Source organism: Rhodothermales bacterium, from assembly GCA_039944855.1.
GTDB lineage: Bacteria > Bacteroidota > Rhodothermia > Rhodothermales > JANQRZ01 > JBBSMX01.
This window is the reverse complement of the sequence record JBDUXZ010000003.1, coordinates 205,050-229,267: the sequence shown is the minus strand read 5'-3', so window position 1 is coordinate 229,267 and position 24,218 is coordinate 205,050. Positions and strand designations below refer to the sequence as shown.

At 68.8% G+C, this 24,218-nt stretch carries 26 protein-coding genes and 1 other RNA gene; 16 read left to right on the top strand and 11 right to left on the bottom strand.

Features of this window, described 5'->3' with window-relative positions; translation table 11 throughout:
• From priA to ABJF88_02260, 4 genes are all read left to right on the top strand, one after another.
• Positions 1–2,463: a primosomal protein N' gene (gene priA / locus ABJF88_02275; protein ID MEP0545734.1), complete on the top strand. Its 2,463-nt coding sequence runs from the start codon at positions 1–3 to the stop codon at positions 2,461–2,463.
• A 112-nt stretch (positions 2,464–2,575) separates the two neighbouring features.
• Positions 2,576–2,675: signal recognition particle sRNA small type (gene ffs, locus ABJF88_02270), an RNA gene on the top strand.
• A 73-nt stretch (positions 2,676–2,748) separates the two neighbouring features.
• Positions 2,749–3,975, top strand: coding sequence for a geranylgeranyl reductase family protein (locus ABJF88_02265; protein MEP0545733.1), 1,227 nt, complete (start codon positions 2,749–2,751; stop codon positions 3,973–3,975).
• Positions 3,976–4,007: 32 nt separating this feature from the next.
• A complete protein-coding gene (locus tag ABJF88_02260; GenBank protein MEP0545732.1) occupies positions 4,008–5,267 on the top strand; it encodes an FAD-dependent oxidoreductase in 1,260 nt (419 codons plus the stop codon).
• A 66-nt stretch (positions 5,268–5,333) separates the two neighbouring features.
• On the opposite strand, the gene ABJF88_02255 is transcribed toward ABJF88_02260, so the two are convergent.
• Positions 5,334–5,843: a hypothetical protein gene (locus ABJF88_02255; GenBank protein ID MEP0545731.1), complete on the bottom strand. Its 510-nt coding sequence runs from the start codon at positions 5,841–5,843 to the stop codon at positions 5,334–5,336.
• A 285-nt stretch (positions 5,844–6,128) separates the two neighbouring features.
• Here ABJF88_02255 and yajC point away from each other — a divergent pair, with 285 nt between their 5' ends.
• From yajC to ABJF88_02240, 3 genes are all read left to right on the top strand, one after another.
• Positions 6,129–6,455: a preprotein translocase subunit YajC gene (yajC, locus tag ABJF88_02250; GenBank protein MEP0545730.1), complete on the top strand. Its 327-nt coding sequence runs from the start codon at positions 6,129–6,131 to the stop codon at positions 6,453–6,455.
• A 92-nt stretch (positions 6,456–6,547) separates the two neighbouring features.
• Positions 6,548–7,810, top strand: coding sequence for a bifunctional 3,4-dihydroxy-2-butanone-4-phosphate synthase/GTP cyclohydrolase II (locus ABJF88_02245; protein MEP0545729.1), 1,263 nt, complete (start codon positions 6,548–6,550; stop codon positions 7,808–7,810).
• 92 nt (positions 7,811–7,902) lie between these two features.
• Positions 7,903–8,535 carry a hypothetical protein gene (locus tag ABJF88_02240; GenBank protein ID MEP0545728.1) on the top strand — a complete coding sequence of 211 codons (633 nt, stop codon included), beginning with the start codon at positions 7,903–7,905 and terminating at the stop codon, positions 8,533–8,535.
• A gap of 211 nt (positions 8,536–8,746) precedes the next feature.
• Here ABJF88_02240 and ABJF88_02235 read toward each other — a convergent pair whose 3' ends face one another.
• Entirely contained in the window at positions 8,747–9,112 is a 366-nt protein-coding gene (locus ABJF88_02235) for a DoxX family protein (protein MEP0545727.1), read from the bottom strand.
• A 74-nt stretch (positions 9,113–9,186) separates the two neighbouring features.
• Here ABJF88_02235 and ABJF88_02230 point away from each other — a divergent pair, with 74 nt between their 5' ends.
• Entirely contained in the window at positions 9,187–9,537 is a 351-nt protein-coding gene (locus ABJF88_02230; GenBank protein ID MEP0545726.1) for a DoxX family protein, read from the top strand.
• Positions 9,538–9,618: 81 nt separating this feature from the next.
• Here the strand turns inward: ABJF88_02230 and coaE are convergent, their stop codons facing one another.
• The 3 genes from coaE to ABJF88_02215 are packed head-to-tail and all read right to left on the bottom strand — an operon-like array spanning position 9,619 to position 11,349.
• On the bottom strand, positions 9,619–10,221 hold the full coding sequence (coaE, locus tag ABJF88_02225) for a dephospho-CoA kinase (GenBank protein MEP0545725.1): 603 nt from the start codon (positions 10,219–10,221) through the stop codon (positions 9,619–9,621).
• Positions 10,218–10,997 carry an ABC transporter ATP-binding protein gene (locus ABJF88_02220; protein ID MEP0545724.1) on the bottom strand — a complete coding sequence of 260 codons (780 nt, stop codon included), beginning with the start codon at positions 10,995–10,997 and terminating at the stop codon, positions 10,218–10,220. The genes coaE and ABJF88_02220 overlap by 4 nt, the downstream gene beginning before the upstream one ends.
• Positions 10,998–11,010: 13 nt before the next feature.
• Positions 11,011–11,349, bottom strand: coding sequence for a histidine triad nucleotide-binding protein (locus tag ABJF88_02215; GenBank protein ID MEP0545723.1), 339 nt, complete (start codon positions 11,347–11,349; stop codon positions 11,011–11,013).
• Positions 11,350–11,533: 184 nt separating this feature from the next.
• On the opposite strand from ABJF88_02215, the gene ABJF88_02210 reads away from it, so the two are divergent.
• From ABJF88_02210 to ABJF88_02190, 5 genes are read left to right on the top strand one after another with little or no spacing between them, the layout of a single operon-like run.
• Positions 11,534–11,959: a 6-carboxytetrahydropterin synthase gene (locus tag ABJF88_02210; protein ID MEP0545722.1), complete on the top strand. Its 426-nt coding sequence runs from the start codon at positions 11,534–11,536 to the stop codon at positions 11,957–11,959.
• 8 nt (positions 11,960–11,967) lie between these two features.
• Positions 11,968–12,639, top strand: coding sequence for a GTP cyclohydrolase I FolE (gene folE / locus ABJF88_02205; protein MEP0545721.1), 672 nt, complete (start codon positions 11,968–11,970; stop codon positions 12,637–12,639).
• Positions 12,640–12,646: 7 nt separating this feature from the next.
• Complete coding sequence (locus ABJF88_02200; GenBank protein MEP0545720.1) at positions 12,647–12,991, top strand: n-acetylglutamate synthase; 345 nt, start codon at positions 12,647–12,649, stop codon at positions 12,989–12,991.
• Between the two features lie 13 nt (positions 12,992–13,004).
• Complete coding sequence (locus ABJF88_02195) at positions 13,005–13,703, top strand: SDR family oxidoreductase (protein ID MEP0545719.1); 699 nt, start codon at positions 13,005–13,007, stop codon at positions 13,701–13,703.
• Positions 13,704–13,745: 42 nt separating this feature from the next.
• Positions 13,746–14,027: a GNAT family N-acetyltransferase gene (locus ABJF88_02190; protein ID MEP0545718.1), complete on the top strand. Its 282-nt coding sequence runs from the start codon at positions 13,746–13,748 to the stop codon at positions 14,025–14,027.
• 16 nt (positions 14,028–14,043) lie between these two features.
• On the opposite strand, the gene ABJF88_02185 is transcribed toward ABJF88_02190, so the two are convergent.
• On the bottom strand, positions 14,044–14,550 hold the full coding sequence (locus tag ABJF88_02185) for a hypothetical protein (protein ID MEP0545717.1): 507 nt from the start codon (positions 14,548–14,550) through the stop codon (positions 14,044–14,046).
• 176 nt (positions 14,551–14,726) lie between these two features.
• On the opposite strand from ABJF88_02185, the gene ABJF88_02180 reads away from it, so the two are divergent.
• Entirely contained in the window at positions 14,727–16,097 is a 1,371-nt protein-coding gene (locus ABJF88_02180) for an AAA family ATPase (protein ID MEP0545716.1), read from the top strand.
• Between the two features lie 25 nt (positions 16,098–16,122).
• On the opposite strand, the gene ABJF88_02175 is transcribed toward ABJF88_02180, so the two are convergent.
• The 5 genes from ABJF88_02175 to ABJF88_02155 all read right to left on the bottom strand — a co-directional run bounded on the left by ABJF88_02175 (position 16,123) and on the right by ABJF88_02155 (position 22,457).
• Positions 16,123–17,919 (bottom strand): histidine kinase N-terminal 7TM domain-containing protein, encoded by a 1,797-nt coding sequence (locus ABJF88_02175; GenBank protein ID MEP0545715.1) that lies wholly within the window; start codon positions 17,917–17,919, stop codon positions 16,123–16,125.
• A gap of 206 nt (positions 17,920–18,125) precedes the next feature.
• Complete coding sequence (locus ABJF88_02170; protein MEP0545714.1) at positions 18,126–19,349, bottom strand: T9SS type A sorting domain-containing protein; 1,224 nt, start codon at positions 19,347–19,349, stop codon at positions 18,126–18,128.
• Positions 19,350–19,664: 315 nt separating this feature from the next.
• Positions 19,665–20,666 (bottom strand): T9SS type A sorting domain-containing protein, encoded by a 1,002-nt coding sequence (locus ABJF88_02165; GenBank protein MEP0545713.1) that lies wholly within the window; start codon positions 20,664–20,666, stop codon positions 19,665–19,667.
• 123 nt (positions 20,667–20,789) lie between these two features.
• Positions 20,790–21,626 (bottom strand): alpha/beta fold hydrolase, encoded by an 837-nt coding sequence (locus tag ABJF88_02160; GenBank protein MEP0545712.1) that lies wholly within the window; start codon positions 21,624–21,626, stop codon positions 20,790–20,792.
• A 111-nt stretch (positions 21,627–21,737) separates the two neighbouring features.
• On the bottom strand, positions 21,738–22,457 hold the full coding sequence (locus tag ABJF88_02155) for an SDR family NAD(P)-dependent oxidoreductase (GenBank protein MEP0545711.1): 720 nt from the start codon (positions 22,455–22,457) through the stop codon (positions 21,738–21,740).
• A 138-nt stretch (positions 22,458–22,595) separates the two neighbouring features.
• On the opposite strand from ABJF88_02155, the gene ABJF88_02150 reads away from it, so the two are divergent.
• Complete coding sequence (locus tag ABJF88_02150; GenBank protein MEP0545710.1) at positions 22,596–23,372, top strand: RNA methyltransferase; 777 nt, start codon at positions 22,596–22,598, stop codon at positions 23,370–23,372.
• Positions 23,373–23,475: 103 nt separating this feature from the next.
• Complete coding sequence (locus tag ABJF88_02145) at positions 23,476–24,159, top strand: porin family protein (GenBank protein ID MEP0545709.1); 684 nt, start codon at positions 23,476–23,478, stop codon at positions 24,157–24,159.
• Positions 24,160–24,218: the final 59 nt, after the last annotated feature.

Here is a 24,218-nt window from a genome sequence, read left to right as displayed (position 1 = left end):
ATGCCCGCCACCGCCCGCGTCGTCCCGCTCACCCCCGTCGATAAGGTCTACACGTACCTCGTCCCGGCGGAGTTCGAGGCGGAGGCCGTCCCCGGTGCGCGCGTCGTCGTCCCGTTCGGGCCGCGCACGCTGACGGGCGTGATCGCTGCGCGAGGCGAGGGGAGCGGCGACCGGCTCAAGCCGCTCCGCGACGTGCTCGACGAGGCGCCGTCGTTCTCGCCCGTGTTGCTGCGGCTGACGAAATGGATCGCGGCGTACTACGTCTGCGCATGGGGCGAGGTGCTGAAGGCAGCGCTTCCCGCCGGCGCGACGGTCGAGAGCCAACGCGTGGTGCATCGGACGGAGCGGCCCGCGCTCGAACTGAATGGCGCGGCGCGGCGTGTGCTCGACGCGCTCGACGCGGGTGGACCGCAGCCGGTGGGCTCGTTGCAGAACGGGGTGAAGGGCGCGACGGCGAGCCTGCTGCGGCGGCTCGAACGCGACGAACTCGTTCGCATCGAGAAAGAGATGGCTCCGCCGTCGGCGTCGGTCAAAACCGAGTGGCACCTCCGGCTCGCCGACGGGATCGACGCGACCGAGGTCGCCAGCTCACTGCGCGGGGCGAAGCAGACGGCCGTCGTCGAAACGCTCGCCCGGCTTAGCAGCGACGGCGAGGCCGAGCCCCGGCAGGCCGACGTGCTCGCCGCGACCGGCGCGTCGAGCGCGACGGTGAAGAGCCTCGTCGAGAAAGGGCTCGTCGAGCGGAGCGAGCGAGAGGCGATCCGCACGCCGTTCGACGCCGAACCGGAGCCCGCGCCGCCGCCGATCCACGCGCTCCACGCCGGGCAGACGACGGCCCTTGCGCAGATCGGCGAAGCGCTCGAAGCGCGCGAGGCGAAGACGTTCCTGCTCCACGGCATCACGGGCAGCGGCAAGACCGAGGTCTACCTCCAAGCGCTCAAGCAGACGCTCGCGCAGGGGCGGACCGGGATCGTGCTCGTCCCCGAGATCGCGCTCACGCCGCAGACCGTCCGCCGCTTCCGCGCCCACTTCGGCGACCGCGTGGCCGTGCTCCACTCGCGGATGAGCGCGGGCGAGCGCTACGACGCGTGGCGCCACCTCCAGAGCGGCCGGTTCACCGTCGCCATCGGGCCGCGCTCCGCCATCTTCGCGCCGCTCACCAACGTCGGGCTCGTCGTTGTCGATGAGGAGCACGAGGCGAGTTATAAACAGTTCGACCCCGCGCCGCGCTACCACGCCCGCGACGTCGCCGTGATGCGGGCGCACCTCGAAGGGGCCGTCTGCGTCCTCGGCAGCGCCACGCCGAGTCTCGAGAGCTACCTCAACGCGAAGTCCGGCAAGTACACCCTCCTCCGCATGCCCGCCCGCGTGCCCATCGACGGGGGCGACGCGGCCGAGCTTCCGCCCGTCGAAATCGTCGACTTGACGTGGGAGAAGAAGGTGCGGCGGCTGAAGGGCGCGCTCTCGCACCCGCTCCGCGAGGCCATCCGCGACCGGCTCGCGAAAGGCGAAGGCATCATCCTGTTGCAGAACCGGCGCGGCTACAGCCCCGTGGTCACGTGCGACGACTGCGGGTGGACGCCGCACTGCCGCGACTGCGCCGTCAGCCTCACGTTTCACAAAAGCCACCGCCACCTCCGCTGCCACTACTGCGGCCGCGTCGAACCCTTACCCACAGCCTGTCCACAGTGTGGATCGGCGGACCTCGCGCAGCTCGGGGCCGGAACGCAGCGCGTCGAAGAGGAACTCGCCGCCGTCTTCCCCGACGCCCGCGTGCTGCGGATGGACCTCGACACCACCTCCCGGAAGAACGCGCACCAGAAGATCCTCGACGCCTTCGGCCGGGGCGACGCCGACATCCTCATCGGCACGCAAATGGTCGCGAAAGGGCTCGACTTCGACCGCGTCACGCTCGTCGGCGTCGTCGATGCCGACACGGGGCTGCTGCTGCCGGACTTCCGCTCGGCGGAGCGGACGTTCCAACTGCTGATGCAGGTCGCGGGCCGGGCTGGTAGGGGGGCGCTTCGCGGTGAGGTCATCCTCCAAACGCGGAGCCCGGAGAACGCCGCGCTCGGATGCGCCGCCGAGCACGATTTCCTCGGCTTCCTCCGCACCGAGATGCCGGACCGGAAGGCGCTCGGCTATCCGCCCTTCGGCCGGCTCGTCGGCGTCGAGTTCAAAGGGCCGGACGAGCGCGGCGTGCAGGCCGTGGCGGAGCGGTGGACGCGGCTGCTCCAGCGTGCGGCGCAGACGCAGGCCGGCGGCACCGAAGTGCTCGGCCCGAACCCCGCGTTCATCGGCCGGGTGAAGAAGCAGTACCGCTTCCACACGATCCTCAAAGGGACGCCGTCGCAGCATGCGTACGCGCTCCCTCGTCTCGTCCGCGCCGTGAACGAGCAGTTCGGGAGCCCGCCGAAGGGCGTCCGCATCAATATCGATGTGGACCCGGTCGGGCTCTTGTAGGAACAACGGTTGAAGTTCGCACGGCGGGAACCGAAAGGGCGGAGGCCGCCGTATATTGCGATCACTGGTTATTAGTCGATCGCCTACGCGAGTGGGCCCGTCGACGAAATAAGGGCAAGTCCCGTACGGCCAGCTCCCCTCGAACTCCGTCAGGGCCGGAAGGCAGCAGCGGTAGAGGGTCGTAGCGGCGCGATGCGGGTCGCTTGCCCTTATTTCGTTTATGCCGCCCGCGGCGCCCCGTCGTAGCTTCCCGCCGCTCTCTTTTTCGCGAACCGCCCAATAGCTATGTCTTCGTACGACGCCATCATCGTCGGGGCCGGACCCGGCGGCGCCACCGCCGCCGCCTTCATGGCCCGCGCCGGCCTCCGCCCGCTCCTCCTCGACAAGGATACGTTTCCCCGCGACAAGATCTGCGGCGACGCGATCTCCGGCAAAAGCGTCGACGTGATGAAGCGGCTCGGGATGATGGACGACATGGTGGCCGCCGAGCAGATCGGGAGCTGGGGCGTGACCTTCAGCGGTCCGTTCGGCGACGAAGTCGCGATCCCGTTCACGAAGATGCTCGATCAGCCCGTCGCGCCCGGCTTCGTGTGCGCCCGGCTGGAGTTCGACCAGATCGTCTTCGAGCAGGCCGTGAAAGCCGGCGTCGAGATCTGGCAGAACGCCAAAGTCACCGGGCTGATCATGGACGACGCCGGCCGTGTACTCGGGGCCGAGGTAGAGCACGAGGGCGAGACGAAGGAAGTCCGCGCTCCGCTCACGATCGGGGCCGACGGGCCCTACTCCACCGTCGTCCGCGCGCTCGGGATGGACCAACTCGACGAGAAGCACTACTGCGCCGGGCTCCGATCGTACTACAAAGGCGTGACCGGTTTCCACGAGCGCAACCACGTCGAAATCCACTTCGTGGACGAAGCCATCCCCGGCTACTTCTGGATCTTCCCGATGGCGAACGGGATGGCGAACGTCGGCGTGGGTATGCTTTCGAGCGTGATCAAGAAGAAAGACATCAAGCTCAAGCCGCTCCTCGACGTCCTCGTCGACCACCCCCGTTTCCGCCACCGGTTCGAGAACGCCGAGCGCGTCGGGAAGGTGCAGGGCTGGGGCCTCCCGCTCGGCTCGAAGCCGCGCACGATGCACGGCGACGGCTGGCTGCTCCTCGGCGACGCGGCGAGCCTCATCGACCCGTTCACGGGCGAGGGCATCGGGAATGCGATGGTCTCGGGCGAGAAGGCCGCCGAGTGGGCCGGCTACGCGAAGTCGTTCAACAACTACTCGGCGGCGCACCTCAAAGGGTACGAAGACGCCGTGCTGAGCTACCTCGGCGACGAGCTCAAGCTGAGCCACGCCATGCAGCGGCTCGGCAACTTCAAGTGGCTGCTCAACAAGGTCATCCAGAAGGCCAGCCGTTCCCACGAACTCGCCGACGCGATCTCGGCCATGTTCGACGACGAGAGCCAGCGGCAGAAGCTCGTCTCCCCGCTGTTCTACCTCCGCGTGCTCACGGCGTAGGAAACCCGGTAGAGGCGGCGCGTTGAAGGCGCATGCCTCCTGACCCTTCCTGCCTCATCGTCGGCGGCGGCCCTGCCGGGGCCGTGCTGGCCCTGCTGCTCGCCCGCCGCGGCGTCCCCGTCACCGTCCTCGAAAAGCACACCGACCTCGACCGTAGCTTCCGCGGCAACACGCTCAACCCGGCCGTGCTGGAACTGCTCGATGGACTCGGGTTGGCCGATCGGGTCCTCGCGCTGCCCCACGCGAAGACGACCCACTTCACCGCCGTCGACGCGGCGGGCGCCGTCCGCTTCGCGGAGTTCAGGGATCTCGACAGCGCGTTTCCGTTCATCCTGCTGATGCAGCAGGCGGACTTCCTGCCGTTCCTCTTCGCCGAAGTCGCCCGCTACCCCCACGCCCGGCTCATCACCGGCGCCGACGTGCAGGGGCTGGTCTGGGAGGGCGACGCGGTGCGCGGCGTGGTCTACGAGCGCGACGGCGAGCGCCACGAACTCCGTGCGCCGCTCACCGTCGCCTGCGACGGGCGAAACTCGGTTGTCCGGGCCGAGGCGGGGCTGGCGGTCAAGCGCTACGGCGTGCCCATCGACGTGCTGTGGTTCACGCTGCCGCGCGCGGCCGACGACGACCGGCAGGCGGGGGCGTACTTCCGCTTCGGGCGCGGCGCGATGCTCGCGCTGATGGACGCCGGGACGCACTGGCAGGTCGGCGCGATCCTCCGAAAGGGCAGCTTCCCTGCCCTTCGCGACCGTGGCCTCGACGCATTCCGCGATGCCGTGGCCGCGACGGCCCCCGAGTTCGCCGACCGGCTCGATGCGCTGACGGACTGGAAGCAGATGGCGCTGCTCGGCGTCGAGGTAGACCGGCTCCGCCGCTGGTATCGCCCTGGCTTGCTCTGCCTCGGCGACGCCGCGCACGCGATGAGTCCGGTCGGGATGGTCGGGATCAACCTCGCCATTCAGGACGCGGCGTGTGCCGCCGAGATACTCGCCGAGGGGCTACAGGCAGGTGATGCTCGTACGCATGACCTCCGCGCCGTGCAGCGGGCCCGTGAGCGGCCCGTGCGCCGGATCCAGCGGATGCAAACCATCGCCCACCGCTTCGTCCTCGCTCCGATGCTGAGCGCCGAGCAGCCCCGCCTGCCAGGGCCGGTCCGCTGGCTCATGGCGCAGCCGACGCTCCGCGGGGTGGTGTCGCGCCTCATCGCGTACGGTCGGTGGCGGGGGATAGCGTCCCGCGCTTTGCCGCCGGCCGTCGGGCTGCGCGAGCCTGCCTTCGAAGCGGAGGCAGCCTAAACACAGAGCGAGCGCCCGTGACTGCTGATCACGGGCGCTCGCCGCAGAACTATGAACTGCGCCGTGCTACTCGGCGGGCATGAGCGTCACGATGGACTCGCTACCGTCCGCGTAGTAGAAGCCGACGGTCAGCACGGAGAAGTCGGGCGCCGCTTTGCCGTAGGCTTTGGCGATGACCTCACCGCTCGAGTCTTCGATCGAGAACGAGAGGGCCTCGTCTTCGAACGAGCCGGAGTGGACGAAGCACTCGGGAGCCTGCTGGGAGATCTCCATGATCTCGGTCGCGTCATTCGAGGAGCACATGCCAGAGCCGACGAAGGCGGACTCGGCGCGGAACGGGGCCGCCTCGTCCTGGATGAACGTGAGCTCGTACTTGACCTGGTCGTCCGACCCGACCCACGAAGCGTAGAGGCTGGGCTCGGCGCCCGGTACATCCACGGCGGTCGGGACGTCCGCGGCGCGCTCGACGGCCTGAACGGGGGTGGAGACGAGGTCCGACTCGGGGCCGGTGAGGCCATCGGCACAACCGCTGAGGGCGAGGGCGCCGAAGCTGAAGAGGGCGATGAGAATACGCATAGTGTTGGGGGTAGGGCGTTTTGGAGTGAATGCGACCCTGGCCGGTACCGGTCAGAGGTTCGCACATCGCCGTCGCACCGACGGGTCGGCAGGGCGAGGGACGAATCGTTGCAGCCGCTATCGGAGATGAAGAGGGGGCGCTAACCTTTTTGGGGATAAAAGGGAATCGCGTCAAGAGATCGGTCCACAAGCGCCTATCGAACGGTTGAAGACGGCTGGGAGGCGGGGTGAGCACGTGGTTGCGGTCGTATCTTCGAGCGCCCCATCCATCACCCCCACCTGGTTATGACCACCGTGCTCGCGCTCCACGTCTTCCTCCTCAGCGGCCCGCCCCCCGAAGGCGGCGGCGGCGGCCTCGCGTCGCTGTTCCTGCCGTTCCTGCTCGTCTTCATCGTCTTCTACTTCTTCATCATCCGCCCGCAGAAGAAGCGCGAGGACACGCGGAAGACGATGATCAGCGCCGTCAAGAAAGGCGACCGGATCGTGACCATCGGCGGCGTCCACGCCACCGTGACGAAGGTCGACGAGACGAGCGTGCTGGCCGAGGTGGACGAGAACGTCAAGCTCCGCTTCGACAAGGCCGCCATCGCCTCCGTCGCGACGAAGGAGTAGCGGGACGGGGTCTTTTCCCCGGACCCTTCACCCGTCGGGCTGAACCCGACACTGCGGGCCCCGTTGAACCGGCACACCAGCGCGGAGCTATGATGACCGACCGACCCCTGTTTGACCGGATCGAAGACGCCCTCGCCGACCTCCGGGACGGCCGCCTCGTGATCGTCGTGGACGACGAGGACCGGGAGAACGAAGGCGACTTCATCGGCGCGGCCGAGGCGATGACGCCGGAGCTCGTCAACTTCATGACGAAGTACGGGCGCGGGCTGATGTGCGTCCCGCTAACCGCCGAGCGCGCGGTCGCCCTCAAGCTCCCGATGATGGAGCAGGTGAACACCTCGCTCTACGACACGCCGTTCACCGTCTCTGTCGATTACAATCAGGGCACGACAACCGGCATCTCGGCCGCCGACCGCGCGAAGACGATCCGCGCCCTCGCCGACGCCACGACGCCCGCGACGGAGTTTGCTCGGCCCGGCCACATCTTCCCGCTCCGCGCGCAGACCGGCGGTGTCCTCCGCCGCGCCGGTCACACCGAAGCCGCCGTCGACCTCGCGCGCCTCGCCGGGTTCGCGCCCGTCGGCGTGCTCATCGAGATCATGAACGACGACGGGACGATGGCCCGCGTAGGGGATCTCCGCCGCCTCGCGGACGAGTTCGACATGAAGCTCATCACCATCAAAGACCTCATCGCGTACCGGATGCGGACGGAGCAGCTCGTCCGCCCCGTCGTCAGCGTCGAGATGCCGACGAGGTACGGGCGGTTCATGCTCCACGCGTACGAAGAGGTGCTGACGGGTGAGGTGCATCTCGCGCTTGCGAAGGGCGAGTGGACGGAGGACGACCCTGTGCTCGTGCGCGTCCACAGCCAGTGCGTCACCGGCGACATCTTTGGCTCTAACCGCTGCGACTGCGGCGACCAGCTCTCGACGGCGCTCCGGCAGGTCGAGCGCGAGGGGCAGGGCGTCGTGCTCTACATGAAGCAAGAGGGGCGCGGGATCGGGCTCATCAACAAGCTCCGGGCCTATAAGCTGCAGGAGGAGGGGCTCGACACCGTCGAGGCGAACGAGGCGCTCGGCTTCCAGCCCGACCACCGCGACTACGGGACCGGCTGCCAGATCCTCCGCGACCTCGGCGTCCGCAAGCTCCGGCTGATGACGAACAACCCGACGAAGCGGATCGGGCTCGGCGGCTACGGCCTCGAGATCGTCGACCGCGTGCCGATTGAGATCGCGCCGAACGAGGACAACGTCGCCTACCTCCAGACCAAGCGCGACCGGATGGGCCACCTCATCCTCGCCGATGCGAGCGCGCACGACGAGGCTGTCCTCGGCGAGATCCTCGGCGACGAGTGAGGCACTTCGCAGCGAGGGGATAGGGTTTTATTTTGTAAGTATTTGTTATGCAGCGTCGCGACACCCTCGGCGCAACTAACGACTCACTCCGCTTGCGTTTCCTCAGCCTGCTCACGGTCCTTCTTTTATCCCTCGCTGCGTCTGAGCTCGCCTCTGCTCAAGACACCCTCTCGGTGGCATCGGACCCGGTGCAGCCGTCCGTAAGAATCGGGGCTGTAGGCGGGCTTACCCGAGCGGGTCTCTACAGGGAGCTGTTCGAGGGGCCATCCTTTGTGGACGACGAGGTGTTCGGCTTCAACGCGGGGCTCACGATACAGTGGCTCCGAGAACGGACACGACTCTCAGCCGAGGTAGCCCTTCGGCAGAAAGGGCAGCAGTTCGGGGGGGAAAACGGAGCGAACGTGTTACGCCTGTGGGACGTCACGCTGGAGGGCTCCTTCGCCTACGTCCTTACAGACGGACCTCGCGCTGGTTTTCTCTTCATCGGTCCCCGGCTAGACGTTCTCGTCAGCAAGAGCTTGAGCGACCCCTCCAACGACTACCTACTCAACGGGCCCGTGACCTCCGTGTTCGGTATGGCGATGGGAGTCGGTGCCGATCTATCGGAGCGGTTCACCCTCGAGTTTCGGTATGACCTCGATGTTCTCCCGTCGTTCGAGCAGTACGACGCTGACCAACGTTGGAGCCGAGCGCTGGAACTCCGGCTCCGGCTCTGGCTGAGGTGAGGTGAGGTACGAGGCGGTGCGTTCACAACGCCTATGTTCTCGGTAGGGCATCGTGGTTGTGGCGGCATGCGTAAGCAGCGACCGCAGGGCGGCGGCGGAGGGCGGCGGGGGAGGCAGCACGGAGCGGACTGGCAGGCTTCTCGGCGTGCGGGGTTGCGCAGAGTAGCGAAGCCCTTGTCGAGCGTCACCCCTTGCGGATCCCGCGAGGGAGTCAGCGGAGCAGCAGGATCCCCACGCTCATGAGGAGCACAAGGGCCGCCGGGAGCGCCTTCATCAGTGGGTCCTTCACTTTGAGGTGCATGGCGAGGGCCCCGAGCATGAGGACGGCGACGACGATCGCGGCCGGTACCACGAGGGCCTCCACCCAGATGCCGAGGAGGAGCGCCACCGCCGCGCCGATCTTCAGCGCGCCGACGAGGTAGAACATCCACTCGGGCAGCCCGTACTCGGCGAACTCCTCCTTGAGCGACTGCGCCCCGCCGCCCCGGTACGATGTCGATGAGCGTGCCCGCACCAGCCACACGTTGAGAAGGCCTAGACTGACGGCCACTTGGAGAAGGATAGAGAGCCAGTTCATGCGTTCACCGGTGGAAAATCGGCAGCTAGGAAACCCCTAAGCTACGCGCTCCGCCCCCAGCGTGCCGATCGCCCATGCACATCGCCTTCCAAGCCGCCCTCGGCCTCTCGGTCGTCCTCTTCCTCTATTACGGTCTCGACTGCCTCTTCGCCGACGGGATGGTCGCCGAGTTCGAGCGGTACGGGCTCAGCCGCTACCGGAAGCTGACCGGGAGTCTGGAAGTGCTCGGAGCAGCCGGGCTCGTCGTCGGATACGTCGTCCCCGCCGTGCTCATCCTGGCTTCGGCCGGGCTCACCGCGCTGATGGCCCTCGGCGTCGCGACGCGGCTCCGCGTCCGGGACCCGCTCCTCGAAACGGTTCCAGCGTTCGTGCTGATGCTGGTCAACGCGTACATCCTCGTCTACGCGCTCGCGCTGCGCCCCTGAGGAAGCGTCGTGCGTGGGTGCCGTCTGCAACGATGCCGTCCCGGAACCGATCCAGCGACGAAGAGGCTCCGGCAACGCCGCTCACGCAGGGGCTGACGTGAACCGACGGTAGAGCGCCTCGACTTGGGCACGGAGGTGGGTGAGGTCGCCGTCGTTCTCGATCACGAAGTCGGCGCGGCGGCGGAGGTCGGCGGCGGGGAGTTGGTGCTGCATCCGGGCGAGGACGGCTTCGCGCGTCACGCCGTCGCGCTCCACCACGCGGGCGATGCGTGTGTCGATTGGCGCGTCGACGACAGCTACGTGGTCGAGCACGCGGTCCGCGCCGGTCTCGAAGAGGAGCGCGGCCTCGTAGACGAGCAGGTCAGTGCCGTCGGCGCGGGCCTTGTCGATGAGGGCGAGCATGCGCTCGCGGACACGAGGGTGGACGAGCGCGTTGAGCCGGGCGACCTGCGTGGCGTCGCCGAACACGCGGGCGGCGAGGTGGGGGCGGTTCAGCCGGCCCTCGGCGTCGTAGCTCTCCGACCCGAACGCCTCGGTGATCGCGGCTCGCAGCGCTGAGTCCTGATGCATCAGCTGCTTCGCCTCGACGTCGGCGTAGACGACGCGCGCGCCGAGTTCTTCGAAGATCCGGCACGCCGCCGATTTCCCGCTGCCGATGCCGCCGGTGACGCCGAGCGTGGTCATGGCGCCACCGTCTCGCCGAACCCGTCGGTCATCAACTGATCCGTCCGCGCCGCCACGTCTTCGGTCGAGGTGAGCTGGCTGAAGGCGCGTTCGAGCGAGGCCGAGGCAGTCACGGTCTTGAGTTCCTCCGGCGAGCCCTCGCCGATGATGTGCCCGTCGCGGATCACGATGACGCGGTCGGCGATGCGCTCGACGGCGTCGAGGATGTGGGAGGAGTAGAGGACGGTGCGGCCGGCGTCGGCCCAGCGGCGGAAGAGGGCGCGGGCGAGGAGGACGGCCTCGGCGTCGAGCCCGGAGAGCGGCTCGTCGAGGAGGAGGACGGGCGGGGCGTGGAGGAGACCGGCGCTGAGGAGCACCTTCTGCTTCATCCCCTTCGAGAAGCCGACCATCTTCCGCTGCGCCTCGCCGTCGAGCTTCCAGTAGCGGAGCAGCGCCGCGAGCCGGGTGCGGACGAGGTCCTCGTCGAGCCCGTACATCCGCCCGATGAAGAGGAGGTATTCCTCCGGCGTAAAGCTCTCGTAGAGGTGGCCGTGCTCGGGCACGAACCCGTAGCGCCGCTTCGCCTCCAGTGGGTGCTCCACCACGTCGATCCCTGCGAGCGTGATGCGTCCGGCGTCGGGCTTCAGCGTGCCCGTGAGCAGGCGCATCGTCGTCGTCTTGCCCGCGCCGTTGGGGCCGACGTACCCGGCGATCTGCCCGCCGCCGACGTGGAACGAGACGCCGTGCAGCACCTCTTTGCCGTCGTAGGCGACGTGGACGTTCTGGACGTGGATCATTCGGTATCTGAGATCAGCCGGGCGGCCACTGCAGGCCGCGCCCGCCGAGGAGGTGGAGGTGGATGTGGAAGACGGACTGCCCGGCCCCTTCGCCGTTGTTCATCACGAGCCGGTAGTCGCTCAGCCCTTCGTCGCCCGCCACGGTCCGAGCCACGGTGAACAGGTGGCCGACGAGCGCCTCGTCCTCTTCCTCGATCGCGTCGGCGCGCGGGATCGGTTTACGGGGGACGATGAGGAGGTGGGTCGGGGCCTGCGGGTTGATGTCGCGGAAGGCGATAACGCGGTCGTCCTCGTAGACGATGTCCGCCGGGATCTCGCCGTCGGCGATCTTCTGGAAGAGGGTTTTGCTCATGGCGGTGGGAGGTGGACGTGAGGGACAGGCAAAGGCTGTGCGCGGGCGGCTGAGGGGAAGATAGGCGGGGCGATGGGGTGCGCACGCGTGCCGTGGAAAGAGCGTGTCTGCACGGCGGCAGGGGAGGAACGAACGGCGGCGGGGCGTGTTCAGAACCGGGACTCCAATCGTTGTTGCACCGACTATGCCGACCGTCTACGCCACCCGCACCGTCCGCTTCAACGCCGCGCACCGGCTCCACAACCCGGCAAAGTCGGACGAGTGGAATCGGGAGACGTTTGGGAAGTGCAACTACCCCAACTGGCACGGCCACAACTACACGCTCGACGTCACCGTGGCCGGCGAGCCGGACCCCGACACGGGTTACGTGATCGACCTCGGCGCGCTCAAGCAGCTCCTCCACGACCGCGTCGTCGACAAGCTCGACCATCGGAATCTCAACCTCGACGTGGACTTCCTACAGGGCGTGCTGCCCTCGACAGAGAACGTCGCCGTGGCGATCTGGAACGAGATCGCGGACGAGATCGCGCGCGATGCGCCGCGCCGTCGGCTCCACGCCGTCCGGCTCTACGAGACCGAAAACAACATGGCCGAATACCGAGGCGAATGACGCAGCCCATGGACGACCACACGAACACCGACCCCGACCACTTCGGCCCCGGCGCCTCCGACCTCGCGACCGACCTCTACTCCCCGGAGCACTACGAGCGCCGCGACATCTACCACGCGGAGAAGACGGAGCGGCTCGCCGAGCACGCCCGCGAGATCCTCCGCCTCGTGGGCGAGGACCCCGAGCGCGAGGGGCTCGCGAAGACGCCGGAACGGGTCGCGAAGGCGCACCAGTTCCTCACCCACGGCTACGGCCTCGACCCCCACGCCATCCTCCGCTCGGCGCTCTTCGAGGAGGACTACAACGAGATGATTCTCGTGCGCGACATCGAGGTGTACAGCCTCTGCGAGCACCACATGCTCCCGTTCTTCGGGAAGGCGCACGTCGCGTACATCCCGAACGGCCGGATCGTCGGGCTCTCGAAGATCCCCCGCGTCGTTGACGTGTTCGCCCGCCGGCTGCAGGTGCAGGAGCGACTGACGATCCAGATCCGCGACGCCATCCAGGAAGTGCTCGACCCGCAGGGCGTCGCCGTCGTGATCGAGGCGCAGCACCTGTGCATGATGATGCGCGGTGCCGAGAAGCAGACCTCGTTCACCGCCACGAGCGCGATGAGCGGCGTGTTCATCGACAACATCCACACCCGCGCCGAGTTCATGCGGCTCATCAACGGGCACTGAGCCGCCGATGCCCGCGCCGAACTACGACGGCCGCCGCTTCCGCACTGTCGCGAACACGGCGAACGGGGAGGTCGGCGCCGAGACCGTCTTCGAGTACCGCCAGGAAGGCGAGGCGGTGTGGGCGACGTACCGTGGCGGCGGCGTCGCTCTCGGCACGCTCGTCGCGACCGTGGACGACGACGGCCGGCTCGATATGCGGTACGCGCACGTCAACGACGCTGGCGAACTCATGACCGGCGTCTGCACTTCCACGCCCGAAACGCTCCCCGACGGCCGCCTCCGCCTGCACGAAGTCTGGCAGTGGACGAGCGGCGACGGGTCGAGCGGCACCTCCATTCTCGAAGAAATTTGAATCCCCCGAGCCCATGACCGTTCTCATCACCGGAGCCAGCCAGGGCATCGGCGCCGCGATCGCCGAGGCGTTCGCCGCCGAACCCGAAGCGCGGCTCGCCCTCGTCGCGCGGACCGAATCGAAGCTCGACGCCGTGGCCCAGCGGTGCCGCTCGCTCGGCGCCGAGGCCGCCGTCTTCCCCTGCGACGTGACCGACGACGAAGCGGTCGCGGCGATGGCCGAGGCGGTGCGCGAGCGGTTCGGGACGCCAGACGTGCTCGTCAACAACGCGGGGTCGTTCGCGCCCGGCGGCGTGCTCGAGATGAGCGTCGCCGACTTCCGCGCGCAGATCGACGTGAACCTCACGAGCGCGTTCCTCGTGACGCAGGCGTTTCTGCCGGCCTTCGTCGAGCGCGGCTCGGGCGACGTGTTCTTCATGGCGTCGGTCGCGTCGATCCAGGGCTACCCGCGCAGCGTGGCGTACGGCGCGGCGAAACACGGGCTCCTCGGCCTCGCCCGCAGCCTCCGCGAAGAGGTGCAGGACCTCGGCCTCCGCGTGATGACGCTCCTCCCCGGCGCGACGTACACCGACAGCTGGGCCGCGAGCGACCTCCCGCCCGAACGCCTCATGCCGCCCGAAGACATCGCCGCCGCCGTCCTCGCGATGCACCGCCTCACCGGCCGCACGGTCGTTGAAGAACTCCTCCTCCGCCCGCAGTTGGGCGACATCTGAGAGACGCAACATGTTGCGTCTCTACGTTCCCACATCGTCTCCATGCCCGATTTCCCCGTAGCCAACAACCCCGAGCAGAGCCGTTTCGAAGCCGTCGTGGACGGCGAGACCGCCGTGCTCGACTACCAACTCGACGGCGACGTAATCGCGTTCACCCACACCGGCGTGCCGCCTGCCATCGACAACCGGGGCATCGGAACGGCGCTCGTCCGCACCGCGCTCGACTACGCCGAAGAGCACGGGCTCCGCGTCCGGCCGATCTGCGTGTTCGTCGAAAGCTTCATCGAGAAGCACCCGGACTACCAGCACCTCGTCGACGGGTGAGGACCCGCGACGATGCTTAGTTTGACGCCTCGCGGAGTTCGAACGGATTGGAGACGCGCTCGCCGAGCGGCGTCGGTACGATGCGCTCCGGGTCTTCCGTCCGGTCCACGCCCAGCACGAGGCGGTACGTGCCCTCGACCGGTAACGTCTCGAACTTGGGATAGAGGTTGTCCGACGGCAGCCCGGCGAGGACGTGCAGCGTGTCGCGGTACGCCTGCCCCGCGCCGACGCGGACCGACGGGCCGAGGCACTGCGTCACGACGGGCGACCACGCCTCGACCCACGCTCCATTGACCAGCTTTTGGAGCGACGGCGGGTTCGGCCCCGGGCAGCCCGGCACGTAGACCGCCCGCGAGCGCGCGTTCGTGAAGGTGAAGGCGATGGGGTCGAGTTCGAGGCCGTAGCCGGTCCGCCGCGCCTCGTAGCGGCCGGCGTCGGTGCGGAAGGTGGTGTCGTCGGTGTCGCTGCTGAACAGGGAGCAGCCGCCGAGCAGGAGCAACGAGAGCAGAGTGGAGAGGCGCATGGTTCGGAGAAGGAAGGGAAACGTGCGAAAGGTCAGGCGACAGTATACCGAGCCGGGGCTCTCCGTTCGGCTTGGGCACGGCGATTTGCACGGGCGGAATCACATCGTTTCCTGACGGGCGCGCCTGAACGCCGGCACCGCGCGGGCGTATCGTGGAGGACACCAACTCGCCTCCCATGTCCGACCTCTTCCAGGCTCGCGCCGACGACCTCCGCGCCGCGAGCGCCCCGCTTGCCGACCGGATGCGGCCCCGCACGCTCGACCAGTTCGCCGGGCAGCCGCACATCCTCGGCCCCGGCAAGCTGCTCCGCCGCGCCGTCGAGGCCGATCGCGTTACCTCCGTCATCTTCTTCGGTCCGCCCGGCACCGGCAAGACCACGCTCGCGCGGATCATCGCGAACACGACGGAGAGCCACTTCGCCACGCTCAACGCCGTGCTCGCCGGGGTGAAGAACATCCGCGAGGAGATCGACGCGGCGCAGCAGCGGCTCCGCCACCACGGCCAGCGCACGATCCTCTTCGTCGATGAGGTGCACCGTTTCAACAAGGCGCAGCAGGACGCGCTCCTCCCGCACGTCGAGAACGGCACCGTCGTGTTCATCGGGGCGACGACGGAGAACCCGTACTTCGAGGTCAACAAGGCGCTCGTCAGCCGAAGCCGCGTCTTCGAGATGCAGACGCTGACGGAAGACGATCTGAGGCAGGTCGCCCGCCAGGCCCTCGCCGACGAGCGGCGCGGCTACGGCGACCGCGCCGTCCGCGTCGACGACGACGCGCTCGACCACCTCGTGAACACGGCGAACGGCGACGCGCGGAGCCTGCTCAACGCGCTCGAACTCGCCGTCGAGACGACGCCGGCAGACGCCGAGGGCGTGGTCCACGTCGACATGGCCGTGGCCGAGGACTCGATCCAGCGCCGCGCCGTGCTCTACGACAAAGAGGGCGACGCCCACTTCGACACGATCTCCGCCTTCATCAAGAGCCTCCGCGGGAGCGACCCCGACGCCGCGTTGTACTGGCTCGCGAAGATGGTCTACGCCGGCGAGGACCCGCGCTTCATCCTCCGCCGCATGCTCATCTTCGCCTCCGAAGACATCGGCCTCGCTGACCCGCGCGCGGTCCAGGTGGCGACGGCCTGCGCCGCCGCGTTCGACTACGTCGGGATGCCCGAGGGCCAGTTCCCCCTCGCCGAGTGCTGCCTCTACCTCGCGACCGCGCCGAAGTCGAACAGCATCTTCGCCTACTTCGACGCGCTCAGGCACGTGCAGAACGAGACGACGGGCGACATGCCGAACGCGCTCAAAGACGGCAGCCGCGACAAGGCAGGGCTCGGCCACGGCGTCGGCTACAAGTACCCCCACGCCTACCGCGACGGCTACGTCCCCGAGCAGTACCTCCCCGCCGAGATGCAGGGGCTCTACTTCTACACGCCGCGCGACCTCGGCTACGAGCGGACCGTCGCCGAGCGGCTCGCCGTGTGGCGCGCGCGCGACGAGGAGGAGTCCGTCGAGAAGCGCGCCCGCCGCTACGCCGACGACGAGGAGTAGTCTCCGACGCCGGGGAGCTGCTTCGTCAGGCCGCTTTGGCTCTGGTCAAGTCCCCTTCCGCGTCGGCCGTGGAGAGCGACGCGCACAGCGACGCGCACGGAAGCTCGAACCAGAACCGGGTGCCCTCGCCGGGCGCGCTCTCGACACCGCAGGTACCGTCCAGCCGCTCCGCGATGCGGCGCACGATCGAGAGCCCGAGGCCGTGCCCCTCGACGGCCTCCGTACCGACGCGCGAGAACGGGATGAACAGGCGCTGCTGGGCGCCGGGCGGGATGCCGGGGCCGTCGTCGTGGACCCAGAACCGGGCCTGCCCGGACGCAGCGGCCTCGGCCCCGAGCGTGACCGTCGGGCCGCCATACTTCGCGGCGTTCGTGAGGTAGTTCACCCAGATCTCCTCGACCCACGGCGCGTGGCCCGACGCCTCCGGCCACGACACCGGGAGCGTGACTTCGCTGGCGTCACCTCGCGCATGCTGGGCCCGGTCCAGCGCCTCCTCCACGACCGCGTCCATCGCGATCGGCTGCGGCTCGACGGCGGTCTGCCGTACGACGGCGAGGAGCAGGAGCTCGTGGACGACGCTGCCCATCTTGCGCGCCTGCCGGACCAGGTCGTCCGCCAGCGCGTGGTGGGCGTCGGGCGGAAGCTCCGGGCCGTCGTCGCGCAGGAGTTCGGCGTAGCCTAGCACGTTGTGGATGGAGTTCTTGAGGTCGTGCGCGACGGTGTGGGCGAACGCATCGAGCTCTTCGTTGCTCGCTTGCAACTCGGCGTTCGCCTCGGAGAGGGCGGCGTTGGCTCGGCCCACCGCGGCCTGCTCTTCGCGCCGGTGCGACACGTCGTGCAGCAGCACGAGGCGGCCGGAGGCGCGGCCATTGCGACCGGAGAGCGGCGAGACGCGGAGGTCGAAGTACCGCGCGTCCGCGCCGTCGCCGACGCGGAACGGCAGGGTGGGAGCCTCGGCGATGGCTTTATCCAGCAGCGGATCCACGTCGTGGAGCGGGCACCCGATGAGCGCGTCGGGCTCTCCCAGAATGCTTCGCATCGCAGGATTTACGTCGGCGATGCGGCCTCGGGCGTCGAGCACGAGCATCCCTTCGTGGAGGGCGTCCACGAGTGCCGCGCGGGCGACGGGCCGGAGGTCCAGGAACTGATAGCGTGCCAGACCGAGCGCGAACGCCCCGGACGAAATGGCGAGGGCGAGCGGGGTGAAGTCCTTCGCGAACGGCCCCAGCCCGAGCAGGAAGCCGACGTTGAGCCCCATCGGCACGAGGGCCCCGGCCACGATCCACCACGAGAGGGTGCGGGCCCGCTCGCCGGCCCCGGCGTACGCCACCAGAATCGCCCCGAACGAGACCGTCATCGCCACCCACATGAACGCGGTCTGCGCCCACGCGAGCGGACCCAGGGTGTACGCGAGTCGGAGGAACGGGCCGTCGGGGACCGCTTCCCACGTTGCCCACACGAGCCGGTGCGCGTCGTTGGTGAGCGCCATCCCGCTGAAGAAGAGGCACCACGCGGCGAGCGCCCCGACCGCGATCCGCGCGGCGCGCGAGAAGCGCTCGGTGTAGCTCAGCACGAAGGCGAGCCACACCGTACCCAGGAGCGAGGCGAACAAGAGCGTCGCTTGCGTGAGGCGGAGGGTCGCCTCCGGCGTCGGCGCGACGAGCGCCAGCGTGTCGCACGCGAGCCAGCCCGCCTCCAGGATCGAGAACGCGAAGAGCGCCCGGCCACCGGGCTCCGCGCGCCGACGCCACGCGAAGTGCGCCACCACCAGCATGAGGATGGTGGCGACCGGGGCGAGGCTGACGAAGACGAGGGATTCCATGAGGCGTTGAAGATAGGCTCTTCTGGAATCGCCGGGTTCTGCGGATCGCTTAACCACCCCCTCGATTGAGGAAACGTGGGAAGGCAGACGCCGCTGGGCAAATCACCGCCGAGGACCGAGTGCGCCCGGCGCCGGCGAGACACGAATGGAGCCGGCCGGGCCCGAAGGTCCGGCCGGCTCCATAGCCGTGCGCTGAGCCGAGAAGGTCAGTCGATGAGGACGACTTTCTTGGTCTGGGAGAAGTCCCCGCTACGGACGGAGACGAAGTACACCCCGGTCGGGAGGCCCCGCGCTTCGAGCCCGAACTGGTGCTGGGTCGCGGCGAGCGGGCCGTCGTGCAGCGTGGCGACCGCGCGGCCGAGCACGTCGTAGGCCTTGACCGTCGCGTGCGCGACCGGCTGCTCGGCCCGGAGCATGACCGTGGCCGAGACCCGGAACGGGTTCGGGAAGACCCCGATGAACTCGAAGGCGCCCGGCGCCGCGTCGGCCTCGTTGGCGACCGCGAACGGCTGGGACTTGAAGCCCGACGTGAGCACCTCGACCCAGTCCGACTTGATGTCGATCGCCCCGTTGTTGATGGACCCGTCGATGATGCCGTCATCGCCGAAGGTGATCAGCCGCGCGCTGGAGGCGAGGTCCGGGTTGACGCCCTCGAACAGGAAGATCCACGCCTCGTTGTTGGTCGGGTCGTCGTCGTCACCGAAGTTCGTCGCGCCGCCCTGGATGAAGTTGGCGACGGTGTCCATGAAGAGGTCGCCCGGCAGGGGGATCATCGCGACGGTCTCGCCCGTGGTGAGGTCCGCCTGGTAGAACCCGGCGCCTTCGCCGTCGCCGGTCGGGACCATGCCGATGAACCGGTTGTTCTCGTTGTCATAGGCGCCGGAGAGCGGGCAGTGGTTCGGGTCAGTGAACGTGATGAGGGGGCGGGCTTCCAGCGTCTGGACGTTGAGGGACCAGAGTTGTCCGCCGGCTTCTGCCGTACACGCCTGGAAACGCCCGAGGAGGATCATCTCGCCGGTGCTGGTGTCCAACCCGCCGTCTGCCCACTGGGGGAGGTCGGCGGAGAAGGGGATCTCATTGCCGAGCGCGTCGAAGTAGGTGATCTCGAGTTCTTCGAGCTGCTCCCCCGTGTCGAAGTTGTACGCGGCGAGCGTATCTACGCCGACGCCCGTCTGGTTCCGGTCGAACTGCTTGACGTAGTAGAGGATGCCCTCGCCGTCTTCGGTCGTGATGACGGTTCCGGCGAAGGCGCTCACGGGATAGGGCTCGATGCACTGCGCCGTGAAGTCGTCGGTGGGATCGAAGCTGCCGTAGCAGTCGCTGTCGGGGCCGGGCCGGTTGTGCATCCCGTAGTTGAGCCCCTCGTCGATCCGCCGCACCTCCACGATGGGCGTGCTGGGGATCACGTCGCTGGGGGTAGACGGCGCCACGGTGGCGGGGGTGATCTCGGGACGCGACTGCGCGGCGGCCGGCAACGCCGATCCCACGCAAAAGACTCCGAGGCTCAAAGAGAGTAGAAGATGTTTCATGAGGAGGATGGGGTTAGGGAGGAAGGGGGGACGAGGAGGCGCATCGGCGAACTCGCCGGCACGCGCTCCACAAAAAGTATAACGCATAGGCTCGTACGTTCCAATGCGGTACGCGATGCCTAATTGCCTTTGCTCGTGTTTATCGCCCCGCCGCCGCACGCGCCGGACGGGAGCCCCACGCACCGGGGGGGGCGCTCGCATCGCACGGAACGCCGGCTACTGGACGACGACGAGCTTGCGCGTGAGCGTCTGCGTCCCGGCGCGGAGACGGTAGAAGTACAGCCCGCTCGGTAGGCCCGCCACGCTCACGTCCACGGCCTGCTCGCCGGCCCCGAACGTGCGGTCGGCGGCGACGGCGACCTCGCGGCCGAGCGCGTCGTAGACGGCGATGCGGACGCGCTGCGGGGCGTCGAGCGAGAACGGGATCGCGGTGCGGCCGGCGACGGGGTTCGGGTACGCTTGTCCGAGCGTCACGCGCTGCGCGACGGCGATGCCCTCGGCGTCCGTCGTCATCGTCGTGCCGTTGACGGCGAGCACCCACGCCACGCCCGGGAAGCCTGCGCCGACGTCCGCGAGGTCCGTCGGCTCGGGCAGGCCGCAGGCCGCGGCGGAGAGGTACGTCGGCCCCGTCTGGCCCGCGCTGTTCGCGCCGTAGAACACGGCGCCGCCGTCGTCTCGGAGGTCCGGCACGTTCCACTCGACGACGAGCACCTCGCCTACGGCGAACGCGCCGGTGATGTCCACGGTCACGACCGAGAGGGCATTCCTTTCCCGTACATCGAACTCGGTTTCTTCGACGCGGGTGAGGTTCGCCCGCGTGAAGTCCCCGTCGAGCGCGTGCAGCCGGAGGTCCGTCGCGAGCGCGCTGGATTTGAGGTCCACCAGCTCGATGCCGATGTCGATACTCGTGACGGTGAAGGGCTCGGTGAGGCCGAACGCGCCGAGGTCGAACACGCGCCAGTAGCTGTTCTCCGCCGTCAGCCCGGAGCTTTCGACGTTGCAGTTGATCGCGGTGCGGGCCACGAGGGTGTCGCTCACGGAGTGGGTGAGGGCGAGCCCGCCGGCGCGCGACGATAGCGCGCGAGGTCCGTGATCGGCGTCCACGTACGGGCCGACGTCGGTGCTGCCTACGGCGTTCGCGAGGCGCTGCGCGAGGGCGGTCTGCGGCAGGAAGACGAGGGCTGCGAGCAGGAGGAGAGCGGGGCGGAAGGAAGGCATGATCGACGTCGTCGGAGCGAGGGGCGCTGGTAATCGCGCGCGGGACGCGCCAACTTAGGCCCCGATCTCCCGATCCACAACCCGACCCACCACAGCGTGCGGGCCGCGCAGCGGGTGTGGGGGCTACGCCGCAAACGCGCCGTCGCGGAGCCACGCCGCCACGGTCCGGGCGAGGGCGATCCGCGTGCTCGAAAAGAGGTGGTCGTCATCGAGCGTCGTTGTGGTGAGTCCGGCCGCGTCCGGGCCGAAGGCGTCGACGAGCGGACGGTGGTGGAGGAGGGGAATCGCCGTCTCGTCGCGCTCGGCCGCGACGAGGAGCACGGGCCGATCCCGCAACGCCGGCACGCGGTCGAGCAGGTTCCAGTCGGCGCGGCGGGCGGCCATCTCCTCGACGAGCCACTCGGCGGTGGCGCCCTGGAGCGGCGGCATGAGGGGCGCGAGCTCGTTGAGGGTGCGGGCGCGGATGTCGGGGACCCGGTGCATCAGCCGGGCGTGGAGCCCGAAGTTGAACGCGGCGAGCCCGGCGACGGCCGGCACGCGGTCGTCCGACGCCGCGGCCATGAGCGCCACGAATCCGCCCATCGAGTGACCGACGGGCACGATCCGGTCGGGGTCGATGCGGAGGGCAGCGGCGTGGGCCTCGTCACGGAGGAAGGCGAGCGCGGCGGGCACGTCGGCGACAGCGCCCGCAATCGAGAACGTGCCGTCGCTGCCCCACGCGCCGCGGTAGTGGAAGAGCGCGACGTTGAAGCCGGCCCGCCGGAGCGCGTGCGCGAGGTCGAAGTTGCGCTCGTTGCCGGGGCAGCCGTGGAGGAGGAGCGCGGTCGGGTGCGGCCCCGGCCCGTCGGCGACGTAGATGCAGCCAAGCAGGCGGTGCCCGCCGCTCTCGAACGTGAACGCATGGAGCGTCGGCGGGTACGCCCGGTCGACCGCCGCCGGGTCGTGCGTGACGGGGTTCATCTATTGAGTGATTGGTCGATTGGCTGCGCCGCTGCTTCGCGGTCGCTGATTGGGTGATTGGGGAGCCCGATCGGCAAGTCACGCTATCACCCGATCAGCGAATAAACATCGTCAGCCTTTGGGGCGGAGCGGGCGCATCATGACCTCGGAGATGAGGTAGTTGTCCGGCCCTTCGATCACGTGGACGACGGTGTCGGCGACGTCCTCCGGCTGCATCGGGTTCGCGGAGCCGCTCGACCCCGCCTCGTCGGCGAAGTGGGTTTCGACGGAGCCGGGGTAGATGCACGTCACCTTGATCCCGTCCTCGCGCAGCTCCTTCATGATGGCCTCGGAGAACCCGCGCACGGCGAATTTCGTGGCGTTGTACCCGCTGATGTTCGGGTTGCCGACGAGCCCGGCGACGGAGGCGATGTTGACGATGTGGCCGCCGAAGCCGCTCGCGGCGTTCTGCGCTTTCATCATCGGGATCGCGGCGCGGGTGCAGAAGAAGAGGCCGGTCACGTTCGTGTCCATCATCACGTCCCACGCGTCGTCGTCGTAGTCCTCGACGGCGCCGAAGCGGCCGAGCCCGGCGTTGTTAATGAGGACGTCGCAGCGGCCGGCGTCGTCGCTCACAGTCTTAAAGGCGCGGTGGACATCGTCGGGGTCGCGGACGTCGCATTCGACGGGGTGGAAGGCGTCGCCGATGGCGGCGCTCACGTCGGCGAGGTCGCCTTCGCTGCGGGCGAGGCCGTAGACCTGCGCGCCCTTCGCGGCGAGGGCTTCGGCGAAGGCGCGGCCGAGCCCGCGGCTCGCCCCGGTGACGACGGCGACTTTGTCTTGGAGGTGCATGAGGAAAGGGAAAAGGGTGAAGGGAAAAGAGAGGCGAGCGCAGACCGCGACGGCTAGCTTCGTCCACACGTCCACACGTCCACACGTCGTCGCGCGGGTATCTTCCAACGGCACCCGTTCCGCTTTGTTCAGCCCGCTTTGTCCGCTTCGTTCTTCCCCGATCCCTCGTTCGAGTTCGGCGGCCGTGCCTTCGGCGCGGCCGAGGTCATCGAGCGGCTGACGCCGTTCATGGACGTGGCGCGGTGCGAGCGGATCGCCGACGTCGTGGCGGCGCGGACGTACCGCGTGGTGCCGGTGCTGGAGCGCGTGCACGACCTCGGCAACGTCAACGCCGTGCTCCGCAGCGCCGAGGGACTGGGCTACGGCGCGGCGCACCTCGTCGACCTGCAAGGCGATGCCGCCGACTGGGCCGCCTCGTTGGAAGACGACGCGGAGGGGCGAGCGGATGGCGGTCCTGTCGAGGGTGGGATGGGGCGGGCGCGCCGCCAGAGCCAGGGCGCCGACAAGTGGATCGATCTCCGCCTCTGGCCCGACGCCGGCGCGGCATGCGACGGGCTCCGCGCGCAGGGCTACCGCATCGTCGCCACGCACCTCGCCGCCGATGCCGTGCCGATTGCAGACGTGGATTTCTCGGTCCCGACGGCGCTCGTCTTCGGGAACGAGCGCGACGGGATCTCGCCCGAACTCCTCGCCCGCGCCGACCTCAACGTGGTGCTCCCCATCGACGGGTTCATCCAGAGCTACAACATCTCGGTCGCCGCCGCGCTCGGGCTCTACCACGCGCGGCAGGACCGGCTCGTCCGGCTCGGCCGCCACGGCGACCTCTCGGCGGGGGAGCAGGAAGCCCTCGCCGCGCGCTACTACATTCGCTCGGTGAAGGCCGCCGCGCTTATCCTCGCGCGACTGGCGGGTTAATCCTCGACGTGGAGCGAGCGCCGACGCAGGCAGGGCACGGAATCCTCGGCTGCGTTACTTTCTGCGGACTTTCTACTTCGTGTCCACGCATTAAACGTCCTCCATGCGCTGCGCCCTCCTTGCCCTGGCCGGGATCCTCTTCGTTCTTGCTCCTGCCGCGCCGGCACAAGATGTGCGCGCGGGGCTGCGCCTCGGCCGGACGTCCAGCACATTCGGAGGCGGGGAGGCTCACTTCTTCATCACCTCGAACCACTTTCGCCACGGCGTGTTCGAGCGCGCGTCGGGGATCGAAGGGATGGGCTTCCTCCGTCTCCCGGTCGTGGCGTCGGTCGGGCTGCAGTGGGAGTTCGGGTACGGTCGCCGGGGCGCGCGCCAGATTCTCGCCAACGGGGCGAGGCGGGACGAACTCGAGTACCAGTTCGGCTACGCGCAGACGGCGCTGCTCCTCCGAGTCGCCGCCGTCGACGGACCGCGCTTCGGGCTCGGGGCACACATCGGTCCCTACGCGGGATACATGACGTCGAACAGCGTGGCGTTCGAGCAGATGCGGTTCGATGGGGAAGTGAACGCGGGCACGGCCGACGACCTCGAAACCCTCCGCGACATCGATGCCGGCCTCATCCTCGGGGCGGACGTCACGCTTAGCCGCTGGTTCGTGCTCGACGCCCGGTTCAGCTTCGGCTTCAGCGACTTCGTCGACGCCGACCGGCTGAACTCATTCGCGCGAAGCCAGCACTCGGCCTTGCGGAACACCTCTTTCGTGCTGAGCGCGGGGATCGCGATCTAGCAAGCACTGCCGTTACTCATCCCCGGACTCACAGCGGCTTTGCATTAATCCAACGCTCC